This is a genomic window from Tardiphaga sp. (assembly GCF_044336785.1).
Classification (GTDB): Bacteria; Pseudomonadota; Alphaproteobacteria; order Rhizobiales; family Xanthobacteraceae; genus Tardiphaga.
This window is the reverse complement of record NZ_JBIIOT010000037.1, coordinates 28,143-47,488: the sequence shown is the minus strand read 5'-3', so window position 1 is coordinate 47,488 and position 19,346 is coordinate 28,143. Positions and strand designations below refer to the sequence as shown.

General features: G+C 62.6%; 17 protein-coding genes and 1 tRNA gene. 11 read left to right on the top strand and 7 right to left on the bottom strand.

Features of this window, described 5'->3' with window-relative positions; genetic code table 11:
- Nucleotides 1-172 precede the first annotated feature (172 nt).
- From ACIQ2A_RS12890 to ACIQ2A_RS12865, 6 genes are all read left to right on the top strand, one after another.
- Nucleotides 173-1,321 (top strand): thiolase domain-containing protein, encoded by a 1,149-nt coding sequence (locus ACIQ2A_RS12890; protein WP_398479634.1) that lies wholly within the window; start codon nt 173-175, stop codon nt 1,319-1,321.
- Nucleotides 1,321-1,710, top strand: a complete 390-nt coding sequence (locus tag ACIQ2A_RS12885; protein ID WP_398479632.1) for a Zn-ribbon domain-containing OB-fold protein — start codon at nt 1,321-1,323, stop codon at nt 1,708-1,710. The genes ACIQ2A_RS12890 and ACIQ2A_RS12885 overlap by 1 nt, the downstream gene beginning before the upstream one ends.
- A 142-nt stretch (nt 1,711-1,852) precedes the next feature.
- Complete coding sequence (locus ACIQ2A_RS12880) at nt 1,853-2,713, top strand: MaoC/PaaZ C-terminal domain-containing protein (RefSeq protein WP_398479630.1); 861 nt, start codon at nt 1,853-1,855, stop codon at nt 2,711-2,713.
- Between the two features lie 166 nt (nt 2,714-2,879).
- Complete coding sequence (locus ACIQ2A_RS12875; protein ID WP_398479628.1) at nt 2,880-3,761, top strand: SDR family oxidoreductase; 882 nt, start codon at nt 2,880-2,882, stop codon at nt 3,759-3,761.
- A 69-nt stretch (nt 3,762-3,830) separates the two neighbouring features.
- The gene (locus tag ACIQ2A_RS12870; RefSeq protein WP_398479626.1) at nt 3,831-4,787 is read left to right on the top strand and encodes a dihydrodipicolinate synthase family protein; all 957 of its coding nucleotides are present in this window, start codon (nt 3,831-3,833) and stop codon (nt 4,785-4,787) included.
- A gap of 161 nt (nt 4,788-4,948) precedes the next feature.
- Nucleotides 4,949-5,749 (top strand): NUDIX hydrolase, encoded by an 801-nt coding sequence (locus ACIQ2A_RS12865; protein WP_398479624.1) that lies wholly within the window; start codon nt 4,949-4,951, stop codon nt 5,747-5,749.
- A 149-nt stretch (nt 5,750-5,898) separates the two neighbouring features.
- Here ACIQ2A_RS12865 and ACIQ2A_RS12860 read toward each other — a convergent pair whose 3' ends face one another.
- Nucleotides 5,899-7,458 carry a long-chain-fatty-acid--CoA ligase gene (locus ACIQ2A_RS12860; RefSeq protein ID WP_398479622.1) on the bottom strand — a complete coding sequence of 520 codons (1,560 nt, stop codon included), beginning with the start codon at nt 7,456-7,458 and terminating at the stop codon, nt 5,899-5,901.
- Between the two features lie 222 nt (nt 7,459-7,680).
- On the opposite strand from ACIQ2A_RS12860, the gene ACIQ2A_RS12855 reads away from it, so the two are divergent.
- Complete coding sequence (locus tag ACIQ2A_RS12855) at nt 7,681-9,873, top strand: PQQ-dependent dehydrogenase, methanol/ethanol family (RefSeq protein WP_398479620.1); 2,193 nt, start codon at nt 7,681-7,683, stop codon at nt 9,871-9,873.
- Nucleotides 9,874-9,989: 116 nt separating this feature from the next.
- On the top strand, nt 9,990-12,671 hold the full coding sequence (locus ACIQ2A_RS12850) for a PAS domain S-box protein (protein WP_398479618.1): 2,682 nt from the start codon (nt 9,990-9,992) through the stop codon (nt 12,669-12,671).
- 122 nt (nt 12,672-12,793) lie between these two features.
- On the opposite strand, the gene ACIQ2A_RS12845 is transcribed toward ACIQ2A_RS12850, so the two are convergent.
- Nucleotides 12,794-13,153, bottom strand: a complete 360-nt coding sequence (locus tag ACIQ2A_RS12845) for a GrlR family regulatory protein (protein WP_398479616.1) — start codon at nt 13,151-13,153, stop codon at nt 12,794-12,796.
- Between the two features lie 374 nt (nt 13,154-13,527).
- Between ACIQ2A_RS12845 and ACIQ2A_RS12840 the strand changes: the two genes are divergently transcribed.
- On the top strand, nt 13,528-13,767 hold the full coding sequence (locus tag ACIQ2A_RS12840) for a hypothetical protein (protein WP_398479614.1): 240 nt from the start codon (nt 13,528-13,530) through the stop codon (nt 13,765-13,767).
- On the opposite strand, the gene ACIQ2A_RS12835 is transcribed toward ACIQ2A_RS12840, so the two are convergent.
- From ACIQ2A_RS12835 to ACIQ2A_RS12820, 4 genes are all read right to left on the bottom strand, one after another.
- Nucleotides 13,736-14,014 (bottom strand): hypothetical protein, encoded by a 279-nt coding sequence (locus ACIQ2A_RS12835; protein ID WP_398479612.1) that lies wholly within the window; start codon nt 14,012-14,014, stop codon nt 13,736-13,738. The two genes, ACIQ2A_RS12840 and ACIQ2A_RS12835, sit on opposite strands and share 32 nt — an antisense overlap.
- Before the next feature lie 90 nt (nt 14,015-14,104).
- Nucleotides 14,105-14,320 (bottom strand): hypothetical protein, encoded by a 216-nt coding sequence (locus ACIQ2A_RS12830; protein WP_398479610.1) that lies wholly within the window; start codon nt 14,318-14,320, stop codon nt 14,105-14,107.
- Between the two features lie 161 nt (nt 14,321-14,481).
- Nucleotides 14,482-14,793, bottom strand: coding sequence for a PilZ domain-containing protein (locus ACIQ2A_RS12825; protein WP_398479608.1), 312 nt, complete (start codon nt 14,791-14,793; stop codon nt 14,482-14,484).
- Nucleotides 14,794-14,928: 135 nt separating this feature from the next.
- Nucleotides 14,929-15,005 (bottom strand) — tRNA-Arg (locus ACIQ2A_RS12820).
- A gap of 161 nt (nt 15,006-15,166) precedes the next feature.
- Between ACIQ2A_RS12820 and ACIQ2A_RS12815 the strand changes: the two genes are divergently transcribed.
- Nucleotides 15,167-16,525 (top strand): O-antigen ligase domain-containing protein, encoded by a 1,359-nt coding sequence (locus tag ACIQ2A_RS12815; protein ID WP_398479636.1) that lies wholly within the window; start codon nt 15,167-15,169, stop codon nt 16,523-16,525.
- Between the two features lie 4 nt (nt 16,526-16,529).
- Here the strand turns inward: ACIQ2A_RS12815 and ACIQ2A_RS12810 are convergent, their stop codons facing one another.
- Nucleotides 16,530-17,585, bottom strand: a complete 1,056-nt coding sequence (locus ACIQ2A_RS12810; protein ID WP_398479606.1) for an acyltransferase family protein — start codon at nt 17,583-17,585, stop codon at nt 16,530-16,532.
- 209 nt (nt 17,586-17,794) lie between these two features.
- Here ACIQ2A_RS12810 and ilvA point away from each other — a divergent pair, with 209 nt between their 5' ends.
- Nucleotides 17,795-19,312, top strand: coding sequence for a threonine ammonia-lyase, biosynthetic (gene ilvA / locus ACIQ2A_RS12805; RefSeq protein WP_398479604.1), 1,518 nt, complete (start codon nt 17,795-17,797; stop codon nt 19,310-19,312).
- The last annotated feature ends 34 nt before the right edge of the window (nt 19,313-19,346 follow it).

Genomic DNA, 19,346 nt, shown 5'->3' with positions numbered 1-19,346 from the left:
GCCAACCAGATTGGCAAACCGCTTCCCTGCTAGCGAAAACATCCGCGACCCGTTTACGACCATTCCGCTCTGTGAAATTCGCGTCCGCAGTGTGAAATGTTGTCGCTTGCCAAGCCTGCATCGAACCGGCAGAAAAACCTGAACTGGGACGAAACACCAAGCGGAGAGACGATTGAGTATCAAGGGCAAGGCCTATATCGCGGGCATCTATGAGCATCCGACGCGGCACGCGCCGGACAAGTCGGTCTGGCAGCTGCATGCCGAAGTCGCCAAGGGCGCGCTCGAGGATGCGGGCCTGACGAACAAGGACGTCGACGGTCTCTTCATCGCCGGCGATGCGAATGGCGGCCTGTGGCCGATGACCGACTATCTCGGTCTCAAGCCGCGCCATGTGGATTCCACCGAAACCGGCGGCTGCTCCTACATCATCGCGCTCGGCCATGCCGCGCAGGCGATCGCGCTCGGCAAATGCTCGGTCGCGCTGATCACGCTGGCCGGCAAGCCGCGTACATCGCCGCCGGCGCCGCGCGCGCAGGGCGCCGAAGCCGACTTCGAAACCGCCTATGGCGCCACCACGCACAATGCCTATGGCATGGCCGCAATGCGCCACATGCACGATTACGGCACCACCTCCGAACAGCTTGCCTGGATCAAGGTCGCAGCCTCCCATCATGCGCAATACAATCCGCATGCGATGCTCAAGGACGTGGTCACCGTCGAGGACGTGCTGAACTCGCCGATGATCTCGGACCCGCTGCGCCGCATGGATTGCTGCGTCGTCACCGACGGCGGCGGCGCGCTGATCGTTACCACCGAGGATATCGCCAAGAGCCTGAAGAAGCCTTTGGTGCGCCTGATCGGCCATGGCGAGGCCATGAAGGGTCCGCGCGGCGGCAAGGATCTCGACCTCACTTACTCCGCCGGTGTGTGGTCCGGTCCGCGCGCGTTCGCGGAAGCGGGCGTCACGCCGCAGGACATGAAGTATGCGTCGATCTATGACAGCTTCACCATCACGGTGCTGATGCAGCTCGAGGATCTCGGCTTCTGCAAGAAGGGCGAGGGCGGCAAGTTCGTCTCCGACGGCAACCTGATTTCGGGCGTCGGCAAGCTGCCGTTCAACACCGATGGCGGCGGTCTGTGCAGCAACCATCCGATCAATCGCGGCGGCATGACCAAGATCCTCGAAGCCGTGCGCCAGTTGCGCGGTGAAGCCCATCCGAAGGTGCAGGTCCCCAATTGCGACCTCGCCATTGCTCACGGCACCGGCGGCCTGCTCGGCGTGCGCCACGCTGCCTCGACCGCCATTCTGGAGCGCGTGTGATGACTGAAGCCAAGAAGTATCCGACCCCGCAGGGCAATCCGGAAACGCAGCCGTTCTGGGATGCGGCCAAGGACGGCAAGTTCCTGATCAAGCGCTGCACCACCTGCGGCGACGCGCATTTCTTTCCGCGCTCGATCTGCCCGTTCTGCTTCTCCGACAAGACCGAGTGGGAAGAGAGCTCGGGCGAGGCCGAGATCTACACCTACAGCCACATGCGCAAATCGGCGACCGGCCCTTATGTCATTGCCTATGTGACGCTGAAGGAAGGCCCGTCTGTGCAGACGAATATCGTCGATTGCGACCCGGCGACGCTGAAGATCGGCCAGAAGGTGAAGGTGGTGTGGAAGCCGACCGATGGCGCGCCGCTGCCGTTCTTCACGCCGGCGTAAGCTGCACACAACTGTCGTCACCCGGCTCGACCGGGTGACCCAGTAAACGCCGCGCTTTGAAAGAGTACTGGATCGCCCGGTCAAGCCGGGCGATGACAGTGAGAGACCAGACAATCAACAAACAAAAATCCGGGAGCCTCGAATGCCACTCGTCTACGAAGAGCTGATGGCGATGAAGAATATCGGCCAGCAATATTCCTGGACCGATCGGGAAGTCATGCTCTACGCCTATGGCATCGGCCTCGGCGCCGATCCGATGAACGAGACCGAACTCGCTTTCGTCAATGAGGGCACCTACACGCCGCGTCCGCTGAAGGTCGTTCCGACCTTCGCCTCCGTCGCAGCATGGGGCTCGGGTCCCGGCGACATGAAGCTTAACCGCGTGATGGTGGTGGACGGTGAACGCGACATCACCTTCCACAAGCCGCTGCCGGTCGAAGCGAAGATCACGGCTGACTCCAGCGTGCTCGGTGTATTCGACAAGGGCGCCGACAAGGGCGTCGTCATCCTGCACCAGACTATTCTGCGTGACGAGAAGGGCGAGGCGCTCGCGACGCTTGTGGCTTCGCGCTTCGCCCGCGGCGATGGCGGCTTTGGCGGCCCGTCGGAAGGCCAGCCCGAAGCCCACAAGGTGCCGAGCCGCGCGCCCGACAAGACCATCGACATCACCACGCGCCCGGATCAGGCGCTGGTCTATCGCCTCTGCGGCGACCGCAACCCGCTGCACTCCGATCCGGAATTCGCCAAGAAGGCCGGCTTCCCGCGTCCGATCCTGCACGGCATGTGCACCTATGGCATCACCTGCCGCGGCGTGCTGCAGACCTTCGCCGATTACGATCCTGCCGCGTTCAAGCAGCACGGCGCGCGCTTCTCGTCGCCGGTGTTTCCGGGCGAGACGGTGACCATGGATCTGTGGAAGGACGGCAATGTCGTGAGCTTCGAGGCCAAGGTGAAGGACCGCGGCGTCACCGTGATCAAGAGCGGGCGGACGGTGCTGGCATAGTCTGTCGTCCCCGCGAAAGCGGGGACCCATAACCTCCGACGATATGGTTGAACGGCAAAGCCGCAACCATATCGTTTCAACTAAGTCTCCAGCGTGTATGGGTCCCCGCCTTCGCGGGGGACGACGCTGAGAGGGCAACCAACAAAACACATCAGGGAGAAACGCCATGGGTCTTCTCGACGGCAAGGTTGCCATCATCACCGGCGCAGGCGGTGGCCTCGGTGAGGCCTACGCAAAACTGTTCGCGCGCGAAGGCGCATCCATCGTCGTCAACGATCTCGGCGGCCCGCGTGATGGCTCCGGGGCCGATCTCTCGATGGCGCAGCAGGTGGTTGATGGCATCACCAAAGCCGGCGGCAAGGCGGTCGCCAATGGCGCTGATATCTCCACCATCGCGGGCGGCCAGTCGGTGTTTGATGACGCCATCAAGGCGTTCGGCAAGGTGGATATCCTGGTCAACAATGCCGGCATTTTGCGCGACCAGAGCTTTGCCAAATCCACCGAAGAGGCCTGGGACAAGGTCATCAAGGTGCATCTCAAGGGCACCTATTGCGTCACCAAACCCGTGTTCAATTTCATGCGCGACCATGGCGGCGGTGTCATCGTCAACACATCCTCGACATCCGGCCTGATCGGCAATTTCGGGCAGAGCAATTATGGCGCGGCCAAGGGTGGCATCTGGGGCCTGTCCAATGTGTTGGCCATCGAGGGCCGCAAATACGGCATCCGCATCTGGACGCTGTCGCCGGGCGCGCTGACGCGGATGACATCGGACCTGCCGCGCTATATCGAAAATCCGGGTGCTGCCCTCGATGCCGACGGCATCGCGCCGGCGGTGCTCTATATGGTCAGCGATCTCTCCGGCGACCAGACCGGCAAGGTGCTCGGCGTCTCCGGTCCGCGCGGTGTGCGCGAGATGAAGATGATGGAAATGGAAGGCTGGACGCCGCCGCTGGACAAGCCGTGGGACGCCCAGGATATCGTGACGCACGCGGCCGAGATCTTCTTTTCGGACGCGGACAGCAAGCACGGCGCGCGCAGGTTCTAGATGCGGCGAGGGGCGGACAAAGCCGTCATTTCGCGCTACAGTGACCGCGCGTTCACACAGAGGCCTATGATGAAACTCACGTCCAAAGCAGCCGGTACCTTCGCCATCGCCCCGACCCCGTTTCTCGATGACGGCCGCATCGACGACAAATCCATCGACAGCCTGATCGATTTCTACGCCTCGATCGGTTGCGACGGCGTCACCGTGCTCGGCATTCTGGGCGAGGCTCCGAAGCTGGAGGCAGCGGAATCGGAAAGCGTGGCGGCCCGTTTCATCAAGCGCGCCGGCAGCAAGCTGCAGATCATCGTCGGCGTCTCCGCGCCGGGCTTTGCCAGCATGCGCTCGCTGGCGCTGAAGTCGATGGATGCGGGTGCTGCCGCGGTCATGATCGCGCCGCCGCCGCATCTGCGCACTGATGACCAGATCACCACCTATTTCAAGCAGGCGTCCGACGCGATCGGCGAGGACGTGCCGTGGGTGCTGCAGGATTACCCGCTGACGCTGAACGTCATCATGACGCCGGCGGTGATCCGCAAGATCATCATGGACTCCAAGTCCTGCGTGATGCTCAAGCACGAGGACTGGCCGGGCCTCGAGAAGATCACCGCGCTCCGCGGCTTCCAGAAGGATGGCTCGCTGCGCGAACTCTCGATCCTCACCGGCAATGGCGGCACCTTCCTCGATTTCGAGATGGAGCGCGGCGCCGATGGTGCCATGACCGGCTATGCCTTTCCGGAAATGCTGATCGATGTCGTCAACCTCTCCAAGAAGGGCGAACGCGACAAGGCGCATGACCTGTTCGACGCGCATCTGCCGCTGGTGCGCTATGAGCAGCAGCCGGGTGTTGGCCTGTCCGTGCGAAAATACGTGCTGCAGAAGCGCGGCGTCATCGCGTCGAGCGCACAGCGCAAGCCCGGTCCGGTGTTGTCGGCGCCGGCCAAGGCGGAAGTCGATTACCTGCTGTCGCGCGTGGCGCGATACGACAAACGCGCGAACCTCACGCCGCAATCCAGCGCGGCTGGCTAGCTCCAACCCTCATGGTGAGGAGGCGCGCAGGCGCCGTCTCGAACCATGAGATGCCAACACTCCTCATCCTTCGAGACGCGGCTTCGCCGCTCCTCAGGATGAGGGGACATCGCGAAATGGCAGAGCAACGGAGATTGCTCGCTACTGGGAGTATCAACTTTATGCCGCACGAGCCCGGCGCCGTCCGTCCAGCCTCCACCATCCTGCTGCTCCGCAAGGGCGAAACCGATCCCATCGATGTCTTCATGATGGTGCGGCACTATCAGATCGAATTCGCATCGGGCGCGCTGGTGTTTCCCGGTGGCAGCGTCGACATCGGCGATCACGAGATCGCCAAGCGGCCGGAATTGCATGATGGCGGTGACCATCTCGATGCCGAGGCGCTGGCGTTCCGTATCGCCGCGATCCGCGAGACATTTGAGGAAAGCCGCATCCTGCTCGCGCGCCCGCGTGGCTCGAAGGAGCTGATCGCCGCGACTAGGGCAAGCGCAATCGCCGATCAGCACCGCGATGCGCTGAACGAGGGCAAGGTCAAGTTCGCGGACATCCTCGCCGAGAACGATCTTGAACTGGCTGTCGATCTGCTCGTGCCCTATGCGCACTGGATCACGCCGGAGGGCATGAAGAAGCGGTTCGACACCTGGTTCTTCCTGGCCGAGGCGCCGCCTGAGCAGGTCGGGATGCATGACGGCAAGGAGTCCACGGATTCGATCTGGCTGTCGCCACGCGAAGCGCTGGCAGGTGGGGAGTCCGGTCGCTTCACGCTGCCGTTTCCGACCACGCGCAATCTGATCAAGCTGGGCAAGCAGGGTGGTGTGGCTGAGGCGCTGGACGATGCGCGCGCGAGCAAGATCGTCAGCGTGATGCCGATCGTCACGCGCGATGGCGACAAGCGGCAGCTGCGGATTCCGCTCGAGGCGGGTTATGATGGGGAAGTGTTCGAACTGACTGGCGCGCCCTAGAAATATCCACAAACTGTTCCCTCATGGTGAGGAGCGCGCCACTTGGCGCGCGTCTCGAACCATGAATGGCTTGGCTGGAGTTCGCGGCCATCCTTCGAGACGCCGCTACGCGGCTCCTCAGGATGAGGGGAGAGTTTGCGGCGGCGATGTTACCCAGCCTTTGCCTGCACGCCATTTTCCCAATACGGCCGCCGCAGCTCGCGCTTCAGCACCTTGCCTGCACCCGACAGCGGGAACGGTTCGCTCCGCACATCCACCGTGCGCGGGCATTTGTAGCCCGCAATCCGATCGCGACAGAACGCAATGATCTCCGCCGCATTCACCTGCGCATCCGGTTTCGGAATGACGAATGCATGCACCGTCTCGCCCCAATGCGGATCGGGGATGCCGATCACGGCGCATTGCGCCACCGCGGGATGCTGGGTGATCGTATTCTCCACCTCGATGGAATAGACGTTCTCGCCGCCGGAAATGATCATGTCCTTCATGCGATCGACGAGATAGATATAGCCTTCCTCGTCCATGTAACCGCCGTCGCCCGTATGCATCCAGCCGTCGATCACGGCCTTGGCGGTTTCTTCCGGGCGTTCCCAATAGCCCATCATCACATTCTGGCCGCGCACCGCGACTTCGCCGACGGTGCCATGCGGAACGGGCTTGCGATCATCGCCGACAATCCGTGCCTCGCAGCCAATGGCCGCGCGGCCGCAGGCGCGAAGACGGTTCTTTGCGGCAGCGTCCGCGCTGTAATGTTGCTCCCACGGCAGATGCGTTGCGAGCGGCGATAGTTCGGTCATGCCGTAGAGCTGATGGAATTCCGCATTGGGCAGGCCCTTCATCGCACGCTTGAGCAAGGCTTCGTTGATGGGCGAGGCGCCATACATCAGCTGCTTGAGAGATGAGAGGTCGTAGTTTGCGAAGGAGGGGTGATCGACCAGCATCTGGATCATGGTCGGGACGATCAGCGTGGCGGAAACCTTCTCGTCGGCAATGACCTGCATGACCAGTTCGGGATTGAAGGTCCGCACGATCACATTGGTGCCGCCATTGGCCAGCGAGGTAAACATGGCGCCGCCATTGGCGACATGGAACATCGGCGCGGCGTTCATATAGATCGAGCCGACCGGAATCAGGCCTTCGCTCATCATATGCAACGAATTGCTCATGATATTGCCGTGGCTCAGCATCACGCCCTTGGAGCGTCCCGTCGTGCCGCCGGTGTAGAAGATGCCCGCAAGCTCCTCGCGGCCGCGCATGGCATCGGGCACCGGCGAACTGGTTTCGACGAGCTTGTCGTAATGGTGCGCCTCTGCCGGGCCGGCATCATCATCGGCATAGATCAGCGTCAGCTTCGCATCCCGCGCCAGCTCAAGGCCCATCGCGGCGAAGGCGCTATCGACGACAACGGCCGAGGCCCGGCAGTCGAGCAGCGAGTCAAGGATCTCCGCCTGGCTCCAGCGCGTATTGGTCGGCACGATCACGGCGCCGGCCCAGGCGATACCAAGATAGAGTTCGAAATAGCGATCGGAATTCAGCATCAGCACGGCGATGCGATCATTGTGCTGGATGCCGAGCCTGTTCAGCCCACCGGCAAGCCGTGCCACGCGGTCGCCGACCTCGCGCCAGCTGCGGCGGCGTTCGCCATCGATGGTCGCAATGACGCTGGGATCGGTCTGCAATACGCGGCGCAGGCCCTGGGTGATATTCATTTGGTTCCCTCTCGCAATCCGGATGCTGAACGCATCTCTGTGATGTCGCCGACAATCATAAACACGGCGAAAGCATGAGCAAGCAATGTGATGCTGCGCAGCATCGGCGGTGCAATGCAAAACTGCATTTACGCAGATTAGATGCGTTCTCATCGGTTGACGATACACGTTCAAGGCGTAACATCCGCGCAGGTCCGTGAGAGACCATTGGGAGTGAAACGCATGAGAGAACCTGCTCGCCGGGATGCCTTTACGCGTCCAAACAAGAGCGACACGCTCATTTCAATAACAAAAATCTCAACCACGCGACCTGTCTGGCGCAGCGCTTCGCTCGCCATCGCGCTCGGCCTGACGCTGGGCGGCAGCGCCGCCATTGCGCAGACCAAGGGATCGGCCGATCACATCAAGGCGGTGACGGGCGCCGTGGACAGCGCATCGATCAAGGCCAATACGGCAACCTCGAAGGACTGGCCGACCTACGGCCTCGATTATGCCGAGACGCGTTTCAGCAAGCTCGACCAGATCAATGCGTCCAACGTCAAGGACATCGGCTTGATGTGGACCTATAGCCTGGAATCCATCCGTGGCGTCGAGGCGACGCCGCTGGTGGTGGATGGCATCATGTATGTCACGGCGCCATGGAGCGTCGTGCATGCCGTGGATACGCGAACGGGCAAGCGCATCTGGAGCTTTGATCCTGGCGTCGATCGCGAGAAAGGCTATCGCGGCTGTTGCGATGTCGTGAATCGCGGTGTCGCGCTCTACAAGGGCAAGGTGTTCGTCGGCGCCTATGATGGCCGGCTGATCGCCATCGATGCCGCGTCGGGGCAGAAGGTGTGGGAGAAGGACACGATTACCGATCGCAAGATGTCCTACACCATCACCGGTGCGCCGCGCGTGTTCAATGGCAAGGTGGTGATCGGCAATGGCGGCGCCGAATATGGCGTGCGCGGTTACGTCACCGCTTATGATGCAGAGACTGGCGACCAGAAGTGGCGCTGGTTCACCGTGCCGGGCGATCCGTCAAAACCGTTCGAAGACGAGTCGATGGCCGCTGCGGCGAAGACGTGGGATCCCGCCGGAAAATACTGGATCAATGGCGGCGGCGGCACGGCCTGGGACACGATCACCTTCGATCCCGACCTCAACATGGTCTATATCGGCACCGGCAATGGCTCGCCGTGGAATCGGCATATCCGCAGTCCGGCGGGCGGCGACAATCTCTATCTCGGCTCCATCGTCGCGCTGAACGCCGATACCGGAAAATATCTCTGGCACTATCAGGAGACGCCCGGCGACAATTGGGACTACACATCGGTGCAGCCGATGATCCTGGCCGATATCACGATCGACAATCAGCCACGCAAGGTGGTGCTGCATGCGCCGAAGAACGGCTTCTTCTTCGTCATCGATCGCACCAATGGCAAATTCATCTCGGCGAAAAACTTTGTCGATGTGAACTGGGCGACCGGCTATGACGCCAGTGGCCGCCCGGTCGAAGTGCCGGAGGCGCGTTCGCCGGACAAATCCTTCGACAGCATTCCCGGTCCATTCGGTGCCCATAACTGGCATCCGATGTCGTTCAATCCGCAGACCGGTCTCGTCTATCTGCCGGCGCAGGGCGTGCCGCTGAATCTCACCGGCGAGAAGAAGTTCGTGCAGAACGATCCCGGCCCGATGAAATATGCGGCGACCACCGGCTGGAATATCGGTTTCACACTCAATACCGAGCAGCCGAAGAACCTGCCGTTCGGGCGTCTCATCGCCTGGGATCCGGTGCAACAGAAGGAAGCCTGGCGCGCCGAATATGTGGCGCCATGGAATGGCGGCACGCTGACCACGGCAGGCAATCTCGTCTTCCAGGGCACGGCCGATGGCCGCTTCGTGGCCTACAACGCAAAGACTGGCGAGAAGCTGTGGGAGACGCCGGTCGGTACCGGCGCTGTTGCTGCGCCCTCCACCTATGAGGTGGATGGCAAGCAATATGTCTCCATCGCGGTCGGCTGGGGCGGCGTGTTCGGCATCACCCAGCGTGCGACGGATCGGGAAGGGCCGGGCACGGTCTATACGTTCGCGGTGGGCGGCAAGGCGCCACTGCCGGAATTCACAAAATACCAGATCGGCAATCTTCTGAAGGGCGTGAAATACGATCCGAAGGATGTGCCGGATGGCACCGCGATTTATGTCAGTGCCTGCGCAGCCTGTCACGGCGTGCCCGGCGTGGACAAGGGCGGCAATGTGCCGAATCTCGGCTATTCCGCGACCGAGACCATCGGCAATCTGAAGGACATCGTCTTCAACGGTCCGTTCAAGGACAAGGGCATGCCGGATTTTACCGGCAAGCTGACCGAGGCCGATGTCACCAAGATCCAGGCCTTCATCCAGGGCACTGCGGACGCGGTGCGGCCGAAGTGACATGACGCCGCGATAGAAACCATGTCGGGCGGTTCGAGACATTCGAGCCGCCCGACAAGTTCCCCCATCGATCAAGTCGGGATATATTGGCGTGGTCTGCAGTCCGGTCCCGCATCATGCCTTCCGCCATCACGGCATTTCTTGAAAAGGCCAGGTCGTCGTCGCTCTCGATCGGCCAGCTGACATTCAGCGGGTTTCTCTGCGTATTGGCCGTGATCCTGGTGATGGGCGTCGCCAATGTGGTGGCGGTCCGCCACATCGACACGACCTTTGCCGAATTACAGCGGCTGCAGATCGTCGGCGATCTCGCCGAGGATATCGATCGCCGGCTCAACAGCCTGCGGCTGGCCGCACGCGATTATGTCACCGATCCGAATGCCCAGCCGGAAAAGGTATCGGAAGCAGCGACCGCGCTCGGCGATCTCCTGAAGAAGACCCGCCTCGAACTGGCGCCCGAGCAGCGCGTCATGATCGACGGCGTTGATGCGCGATTGACCACCTATCGCCAGGGCATCGCACAGGTCACGGCTTTGATCGCCCGGCGCAACGAATTGCTGGCGACATTGCCGCCGCTGCGCCAGAATTTCGAAAGCGCCGTGCCCGACGTGACCAGCACCGAGGGCGCCAAACGCATGTTTCAGGCGCAGAATGAAATCGCCGCGGCGCTGCTGGCACGCGACCCCATACAGGCGGAACGCGCAGCGCGCGCCATGCGGGCGATGCCGATCTCGACACCGGCGCTGCGCGCTGCGGCCGACGCCTATGCCGATGCCATCATCGCGGTCTCGACCACTGAGCAGAAGATCGCCGATCTCGATCGCGAAGTGCTGGGCGCCGAGGGCCAGCAGATTGGCCGCGTCACCGACTTCCTGCGCGAGTTGAGCACGCTGCGCGGCCGTCAACTGTCGAACGAATTCGCCAAGACGCTCACTGCGGCACGCATGCAGAGCATCGCGCTCGGCACCGCCGGGGTGGTGATCGGCCTGATGGCGGCGCTGTTCGTGGTGCGGCGGATCGTGCGACCGCTGAAGGCGATCGCCCGCGCCATTCGCGCACTGGCCGGCGGCCGCCAGCAGACGGCGATTCCGGCCACCACGCTCAATAACGAGATCGGCGACATCGCCCGCGCTGCCGAGGTGTTTCGCAAAACGCTGGTGGAAGCCGATGCAGCGCGTGAGGCCGCCGTGCATGCGCTCGCCGAACAGCGGCTCGCCGAGGAGAGCTATCGCAAATTGTTCGAAGGCTCCATCGACGGCATTTATGTCACGACGCCGTCGGGGGCGCTGCTCAATGCCAATCCGGCGCTGGCGCGGATGATGGGTTTTGACACGCCGGAAGAGCTGATCCGGGCGACGCTCGATATTTCAAAGAACATCTATGTCGATCCCGATGCCCGCCTCGAATATCAGCGGCGCATGCAGCGCGACGGCATGGTGCGCGTATTCGAGTATCAGGTCTATCAGCGCGAGCAGACGATCCTGTGGCTGTCGGACAGCGCCACGGCGGTACGCGACGAGGATGGCGTCGTCGTGCGCTATGAGGGCTCGGTCCGCGATATCACCAATCAGAAGCGTGCCGAAGCGGCGGTGTTCGAGGGGCGGCGCCTGCTGCAGCAGGTGATCGACACCGTGCCTGCGGTGATCAACGTCAAGACCACCGATCTCCGTTACGTTCTGATGAACCGCTACATGGCCGGCATTTTCGGCATCGAGCCCGGCGAGGCGCTCGGCCAGACCACCGGCGAATTGATGGCCCGTTACGGAGCTTCGAAAACCGACGCCTATGACAAGCGCGTGCTGGCCACCAATGATGGCCTTGGCTTTTATGAAGAGGAGTATCGCGACGCCTCGGGCGTGATGCGGCAGTGGCTCGTCAACAAATTGCCGCTGCTGCGCGAAAATGGCGAGATCGAGAATATCGTGACGGTGGCGCTCGACATCGGCGAGCGCAAACGCAGCGAACATGAAATGCGCAAGGCGCGCGATGCTGCCGAAGGTGCGCTGCGCAATCTGCGCGAGACGCAGAATTCGCTGATCGAGGCGGAGAAACTGGCCGCACTCGGACGCCTCGTTGCCGGCGTGGCGCATGAGGTCAACAATCCCGTCGGCATCGGCCTGACGGTGGCGTCATCGCTGGAGCGGCGCGTGGCCCGCTTCGCCGAGGAAGTCGCGCGCGGCGATTTGCGGCGCTCGTCATTGACCGAGTTCGTCGAGGCCAATCGCGACGCGGCTGCGCAACTCGTCGCCAATCTCAATCGCGCGGCCGAGCTGATCCAGTCGTTCAAGCAGGTCGCAGCGGATCGCAATTATTCCGACCAGCGCGTGTTCGATCTGGCCGATCTCACCGAGCAGGTGGTCATGAGCCTGAAGCCGGGGCTGCGCAAACAGAAGCTTTCGTTATCCGTGGACTGCAAACCCGGCCTGTCCATGAACAGTTATCCCGGCCCCTATGGCCAGGTGCTGACGAATTTACTGTTGAACACGGTCGCTCATGCTTTCCCCGATGGCACGGGCGGAGCTGTCGAGATCAAGGTGCAGGAGTCCGGCACCGATCATGTGGAGATTCTTTTCACGGACAACGGCATCGGCATGACACCGGAGGTTCGCCGTCGTGCGTTCGATCCGTTCTTCACCACGCGGCGCGATCAGGGCGGCACCGGGCTTGGCCTGCACATCGTCTACAGCATCGTGACCAGTCGGCTTGGCGGGCGGCTGCATCTGCATTCGGAGCCGGGGCAGGGCACGCGCATCCAGATGATCCTGCCGCGCAACGCACCGCTGGAAATGGCTGCGGAGTGATCAGGCCGTAGGATGGGTTGAGCGAAGCGAAAACCCATCAGCCGTACGAAGCGGCAAGCTCGGCCGATGGGTTTTCGCTGCGGCGCTGACGCGCCTCCGCTCAACCCATCCTACGCTTGCAACTACTTCTCCGACTCCGCCAGCAGCCGCAGCGTCGCGCGGAAAATCTGGCTGTTCTTGCCGACCAGCGCGGTGCCGTTCATCGTTGCGGACGTCTCATTGAACGTCCCCGTCAGTCCGATGCCGACCGGCTGGCTCTGGTTGCCGAATAGCGGGCTCATATCGGGGCTCGGCGTATGCTGCATCACAGAGACCTCGCCCTTGAAGGTGCCGGCCTCGTGATTGACGATGTAGCTGCCCACATAGAACAGGTAGGCATCGCCGCCGAGCAGCTCGCCGTCACGAAAGGTCGCGACCCCGCTGCCTTTGCCGGAACGCCCGTCCAGCAACACCACATGAAGAGAGTAAAGCCCGTTTTTCATTGCGTTCCAGTGCCAACCCGTCCCTTGGTTGCGCGATCGGACTATGGCAACCCCGGGCGCCGTCGTCAACGCAATGGAACTCAAGAGGGGCTTAACAATCGGCGGAAGCGGTCTATATTGTCGGGATCGTCAACAATGAAAGGAGGTGGTCCAGTGTCTCATTCCAAGCGCTGTCACCTCGCTGAGGCCGCCCGCTAAGTTCACTCTGTGAAGTCTTTCACCAGTGAACCGGGTCGGGCGCCTCGGCGCTCGGATTCAGCGAGTCGATGGAAAGGGCGCCACGTGATCGTGGCGCCCTTTCTTTTTTGCGCTTGATCGGCGCCGGTTCCGTGCCAATCTGATGGTCATCGTTGCTTGTGTGTGGAGTAGCAACCGTGCCGAAGACGCCGCGCGATCTGGCGGAGGGAATGGCCGAGCGCCGGCAACGGCGGATGCGGGACGATGGCTATGTCCGCGAAACCTTCACCCAGACACGCGAAGACGCCCGCAAGACCGCGCGGGCGTTTCTCGATCGGTTTCCCAAACAAGCCTATATGAGCGAAGTCGAGCGCTGGCGGGAAATGCCCGACGGGGCCATCGAATTCACGATGCGGCGGCTGCGGACGGCGGATTGACGCGGCAGGCGGCAATCATCTGCGCAATGTCGTGCTCGCTCATGCCGTGGTCCGAGGCGCGTTCGACCGGATCAGGCGCGCATTCCTTGATGGCATAGTTCATGTCGAGAACGCGGCGCGGCGGATCTTCCTCGCCGAGACCCACGTCGGTGACCAGACCGCTCTCTTCGGCATGGCGCCAGACATCCGATTTGCTGGCAAACGCTTTGCTGACCTTGGTCGAATTTGCGAAGAGCGCGTAAGGCATCTGGCCGTCTCCATGTTGCGCAACCAACGCCTGATGGCCCGTCCGGTTGCGCCGCGTCGTATCGATATGTCGGAATGATCCGCGCAGCGGTCAATGACCCGTGAGCTGCAATTCGAGCAGCGCCATCGTCTGCAACATCGTGGGATCACGCTCGCCATCACGCGTGGTGCGCAAAATGGACTCGGCGATGGAGCGCACGTGGACCGAGCTGACAGGGTGCGGCAGCGTTGCGACGGCGCCGTCGAGGGCCTTCTGCATCACCGAGATCATCTCGGGCGGGAAGGCGGCATTGGAAAAGTCTTTCATGGTGAGCTCCCGAAAATTCTGGCGGTCAAACGCACCTGATACGCAGGAGGGAAAGCTTTCAGCCGACCTGATGTTCCCGGCCGAATAGTCACATGCCCTTCACGCATGGCGGCATTTTTGCGCGCAATGGTGATCAGTGCCGCCGGAACATTTTGCGGGGATCAGACTTCGGTGTCGGCCTTGCGGTCCTGCTTCTTTTTAGGACCCTGGCGCAGGAACGTGGCGCCGATCTCTTCGCCATTGACCCAGGCAAGCTCGCAGCGCCGGAAGGCAAGGCCGGTGGAGGACAGCAGCAGAAAGAATTCCTTGAGGTTGATGCCCTCGATGGAGCTTTCGACGACGAGGCGCGCGCCGGTTTCCGAGACGTCCATCATGCGGCAATTGCGCCGCCACGTCCCGTCGATGGCCATCAGCCATACCGGAAACCCGCGTTCAAACGTCACGCGGCCAGTATTTCGCCTCTCAGGGATCATTCCACCATCCTCGCCCGGTGGAACCATAGAGCGAGGATGCAAATAGCCGGTAAATATATGCGCAGACGAGGCGGTGGACGAAAGGCCAGCAGCCGGTCCGTGCGTCAGGAAGCCTGTGATTCTCGACAGGGAGCATGGTGCACTCGGAGCGATTCGAACGCCCGACCCTCGGAATCGAAATCCGATGCTCTATCCAGCTGAGCTACGAGTGCGTGGCGCGCACCATAGTCACGGCGTCGGTAAAAGCTAGCCCTTTTGTCCCACATTGGGTCGGCCGGCGCACCTTCAGCGCATCGGGGGATCGTTATAGTCTAGCCGCATGAATCAGGGCCGACTCACCTCGCGTCTTCTCGCCGTCCTGTTGGCAGGATGGATGCCGGCCGTGCTGCTCCTGGTCGTGACGGCTGCGATCGGGCCGGCGCTGGGTTCGCTGTCGCGGCCGCTATTCGTGGTCGGGTGTGCCGCGGCGGGATGGTATGCGTGGCGCCAGAGCGCGGCGGCGCATGTGCAGGGCGCCATCGTGCTGTTCGCCTTCACGCCGTTCGTGCGCCGCTTCGTCGATGTCACCGTGGGTTTCGACCAGTCCAGCATCATGCTGATCGGCCCGTTGATGTTCATCCTGATGCCGCTGCCGAGCATCTGGACGTGGCTGTCGCTTACCGGGCGCGCGCGCAATCCATGGATGATCGCGCCGGTCATCATCCTGTTCTGCGTCACCTATGCATTCGCTGCGTCGGTCGTTCAGAACGACTGGTTCAACGCCGCCAATGGTGCGCTGAAATGGAGCGCGCCGGTGCTCTATGCCATCGCCTTGCAGCTGCGCGCCAAGCCGGATGGCGAGCTGGTCAATGCCATGGCCGGCGCCTTCTTCGTGGTGCTGCCGATCACCGGGCTTTACGGCATCTGGCAATATGTCGATCCGCCCGCCTGGGACCGGTTCTGGATGAACTATGCCAGCATCACCTCGGCCGGTTATCCGCTGCCTTACATGGTGCGCGTGTTCAGCACGATGAACGGGCCGGCGACCTATGGGACCTTCACCGCAACAGGCCTGCTATTGCTCGGCTTCACGCGGCCGGGCTGGCAGACCTTGCTGGCCATGGGGCCGGCGGCGCTTGGCCTGCTGTTGTCGCTCTACCGCGCCGGCTGGCTCGGCCTCGCGCTCGGCGTGCTGTTCTGCATGGTGTTCGCGGCGACGCGGGTGCGCGCCGTGACGACCGGTATCGGCATCGCCATCGCTGCCACCTGCGCCGTGCTGTTCACGCCATTCGGCGAGGCGATCTTCACGCGCCTGCAATCGCTCGGCAGCGGTTCGGAAGATGGCAGCGGTGCCGAGCGCCTCGAGGAATTCGTCACGCTGTGGAATGCGCCCGACAGTTATCTGTGGGGTACGGGCTTCACCTTCACCGATGTCGGCGTGGCCGGCGCCATGCCCATCGACGGCCAGATCATCGCCAGCTGGGTGACCTTCGGCATTCCGATCGGAATGATCTGCCTCGCCGCCTATCTCTGGGTAATGCTGTGGAGCATTGCGGCGGCGTGGCGGATGCCGACGCGGGAAGGCGTCGTGCTCGGCGCGATCGCGCTCGGGGGCATGCTGATCCACATGCCGCTGACGAGCATCTCTTCGGGCGAGATCGGAGTGTTGTTCTGGATGATCTTCGCCATGGCCTGCCCGTGGGACGAGACCGCGCCAGCCGCAGTGCCGGCTGCATCGCTGCAGCAGGCCTGACGGACTATTTAGCGCCGCTTGCAGCCAAGGATGGCTCTGCCTGAGGGGCGCGGGTCTGGGGCGGAGCAAGACCAAGGGCGGTGAGCAGGCCGAGCCGCCGCAGCACCACATGCGCCAGCATGGGCAGCAACACGCCCGCAGCTGTGCCGATCAGCAGATACAGCCAGGGCGATGGCGGTACATGCAGCTTCAGCATCACGATGCGCGTGCCGGAGCCGGCGAGAATATGCAGGATATAGATCGTCATCGACGTCGTGCCGACGGCGGCGAGCCAGCGATGCCAGCGCGGATCGAGCAGCTTTGACAACAGGATCACTGCGGCAATGCCGAAGATCGAGGCGGGCAGCGCGGTGACACCATTGGCGTGCAGTCCGAACTGGCTGCCGTCGATGGCAATGGCGAGTGCGAAAGCAACGAGAAGCCCGAGCCATGCCAGCCAGCCCGACAGACGCGGGACGGCTGCGGAGATCACCGCGCGCGGTGCGTAGCGGCCGACCACGTAGAACGCAAAATGATGCAGCGTCAGCGCAAGGTCTGGTGGATCGTGCAGCCAGGAGAAGATCACGAAGCCGGCAATCGCCAGGCCGACCATGATGGCCTCACGGTTCACGATGCAGGCCACGATGTGGCAGAGCATCAAGGCATAGAGAAACCAGAACTGCCCGATCGGACGATACCAGATCGCGGCGAGGTCTGCTGCCGTGATCGGGATGTTGGCATCGCGCGCCATCACCATCACGATGCTGCCCTGGATCAGCGACCACAGCACATAGGGATAGGCGATGGTCGTGATCTTGCCGGTCAGAAACGCGCCGGCGCCGCGGCGAAGACTGTGCTGTGCGTTCAATCCGGCGAGGAAGAAGAACATCGGCATATGGAAGGTGTAGAGCGTGTAGACGATCCAGCGCAGCAGTGTCTCGTGTGGAAACAGGCCGGAATTGTAGAGCCCGCCGAGCACGTGGCCGAGCACCACCAGGATGATGCCGATGCCGCGCGCGTGATCGACCCAGACATGGCGTGCCGGGTCTTGCAGGTTCTGTGTCGCCGTCCGCTCGGTCATGCTGGCCGCTCTTGGCATGATCATTCGCCGGCCAGCATAAGCGGGCGGGCTCTACCTCACGGTTAACAAAGTGTTGTAAGTGTTTACCGATTGGGCCGTGATAGGTGTCCATCTACAGAACGGGCTTGATTTTCCTCGCATTTCGGTGCCCATCTCGCCCCTCAATTTCGCCGCGCGGGTTGCGCGGTGCCATGTTTCAGGACTTCGCCGTGACCGACTACGTTCGCAAGATACTCGACAGCCGCGTCTATGACGTCGCGGTGCAGACGCCGCTGGACCAGATGGTGCGCCTCAGCGCCCGTATTGGCAGCCCGGTGCTGCTCAAGCGCGAGGATCTGCAGCCGGTGTTCTCGTTCAAGATCCGCGGCGCCTATAACCGCATCGCGCAGCTCTCGGCCGAGCAGCGCGCGGCCGGCGTGATCTGTGCGTCGGCCGGCAATCATGCCCAGGGCGTCGCGCTATCGGCGCAGAAGCTCGGCATCAAGGCCACCATCGTGATGCCGGTGACGACGCCGCCGATCAAGATCGATGCCGTGCGCTATTGGGGCGGCAATGCCGTGCTGTTCGGCGACACGTTCGACGAGGCGGCGGCGCATGCGCGCAAGCTTGAGGCCGAGCAGAAGCTGACCTTCGTGCATCCCTATGACGACCCCGACGTCATCGCCGGGCAGGGCACGATCGGCATGGAGATCCTGCAGCAGCACCCCGATCCCATCGAGGCGGTGTTCGTGCCGATCGGTGGCGGCGGCCTAGCTGCGGGCATCGCGTCCTTCATCAAATTCCTGCGGCCCGAGACGAAAGTGATCGGCGTCGAGCCCGAGGATGCAGCGTCGATGAAAGCTGCGATTGCAGCGGGCGACCGCGTCGTGCTCGATCGCGTCGGCCTCTTTGCCGATGGCGTCGCCGTGCGCCAGGCCGGCGTCGAGACGTTTCGTCTCTGTCGTGAACTGCTCGACGATGTGATCACGGCGAACACCGACGAGATGTGCGCAGCGATCAAGGATGTGTTCGAGGACACGCGCGTGATCACCGAACCCGCGGGCGCGCTGGCGCTTGCCGGGCTCAAGGCCTATGCCGCGGTGAACCCGACGCGATCAGGCGCGTTGGTCGCCATCAGCAGCGGCGCGAACATGAACTTCGATCGCCTGCGCCATGTGGCGGAGCGCGCCGAAGTCGGTGAGGCCCGCGAGATCCTGCTCGGCGTGACCATCCCGGAAAAGCCCGGCAGCTATCGCCGCTTCATCCAGACCATCGGCAATCAGGTCATCACCGAATTCAACTATCGCTACGCCGAGGCGAAGGAAGCCAATGTCTTCGTCGGCATCAAGCTCAGCGATGCCAGGCAGGAGAAGGCGAAGCTAATCGAGCAGTTGCGCAGCCTCGATTACAAGGTGCTGGACATCAGCGCGGATGAGACTGCCAAGCTGCATATCCGCTATATGGTTGGCGGGCGCGCGCCGCCGGAATTGAAGGGGGAGGTGATCCTCCGCTTCGAATTCCCGGAACGGCCAGGAGCCTTGCTGAAATTCCTCGATCAGATGGAGCCGGACTGGAACATCACGCTGTTCCATTACCGCAATCACGGCGCCGATTACGGCCGCATCCTGGTCGGCCTGCAGGTGCCGGAGGCCGATCGCGGCCGCATGGGCGAGCGGCTGGATGCGCTGGGCTATCCCTATGAGGACGAGACCGATAACCCGGTTTATCGGATGTTCCTGAACGGCTGAGCGCGACCGTAGGGCGGATGAGGCGTAGCCGTAA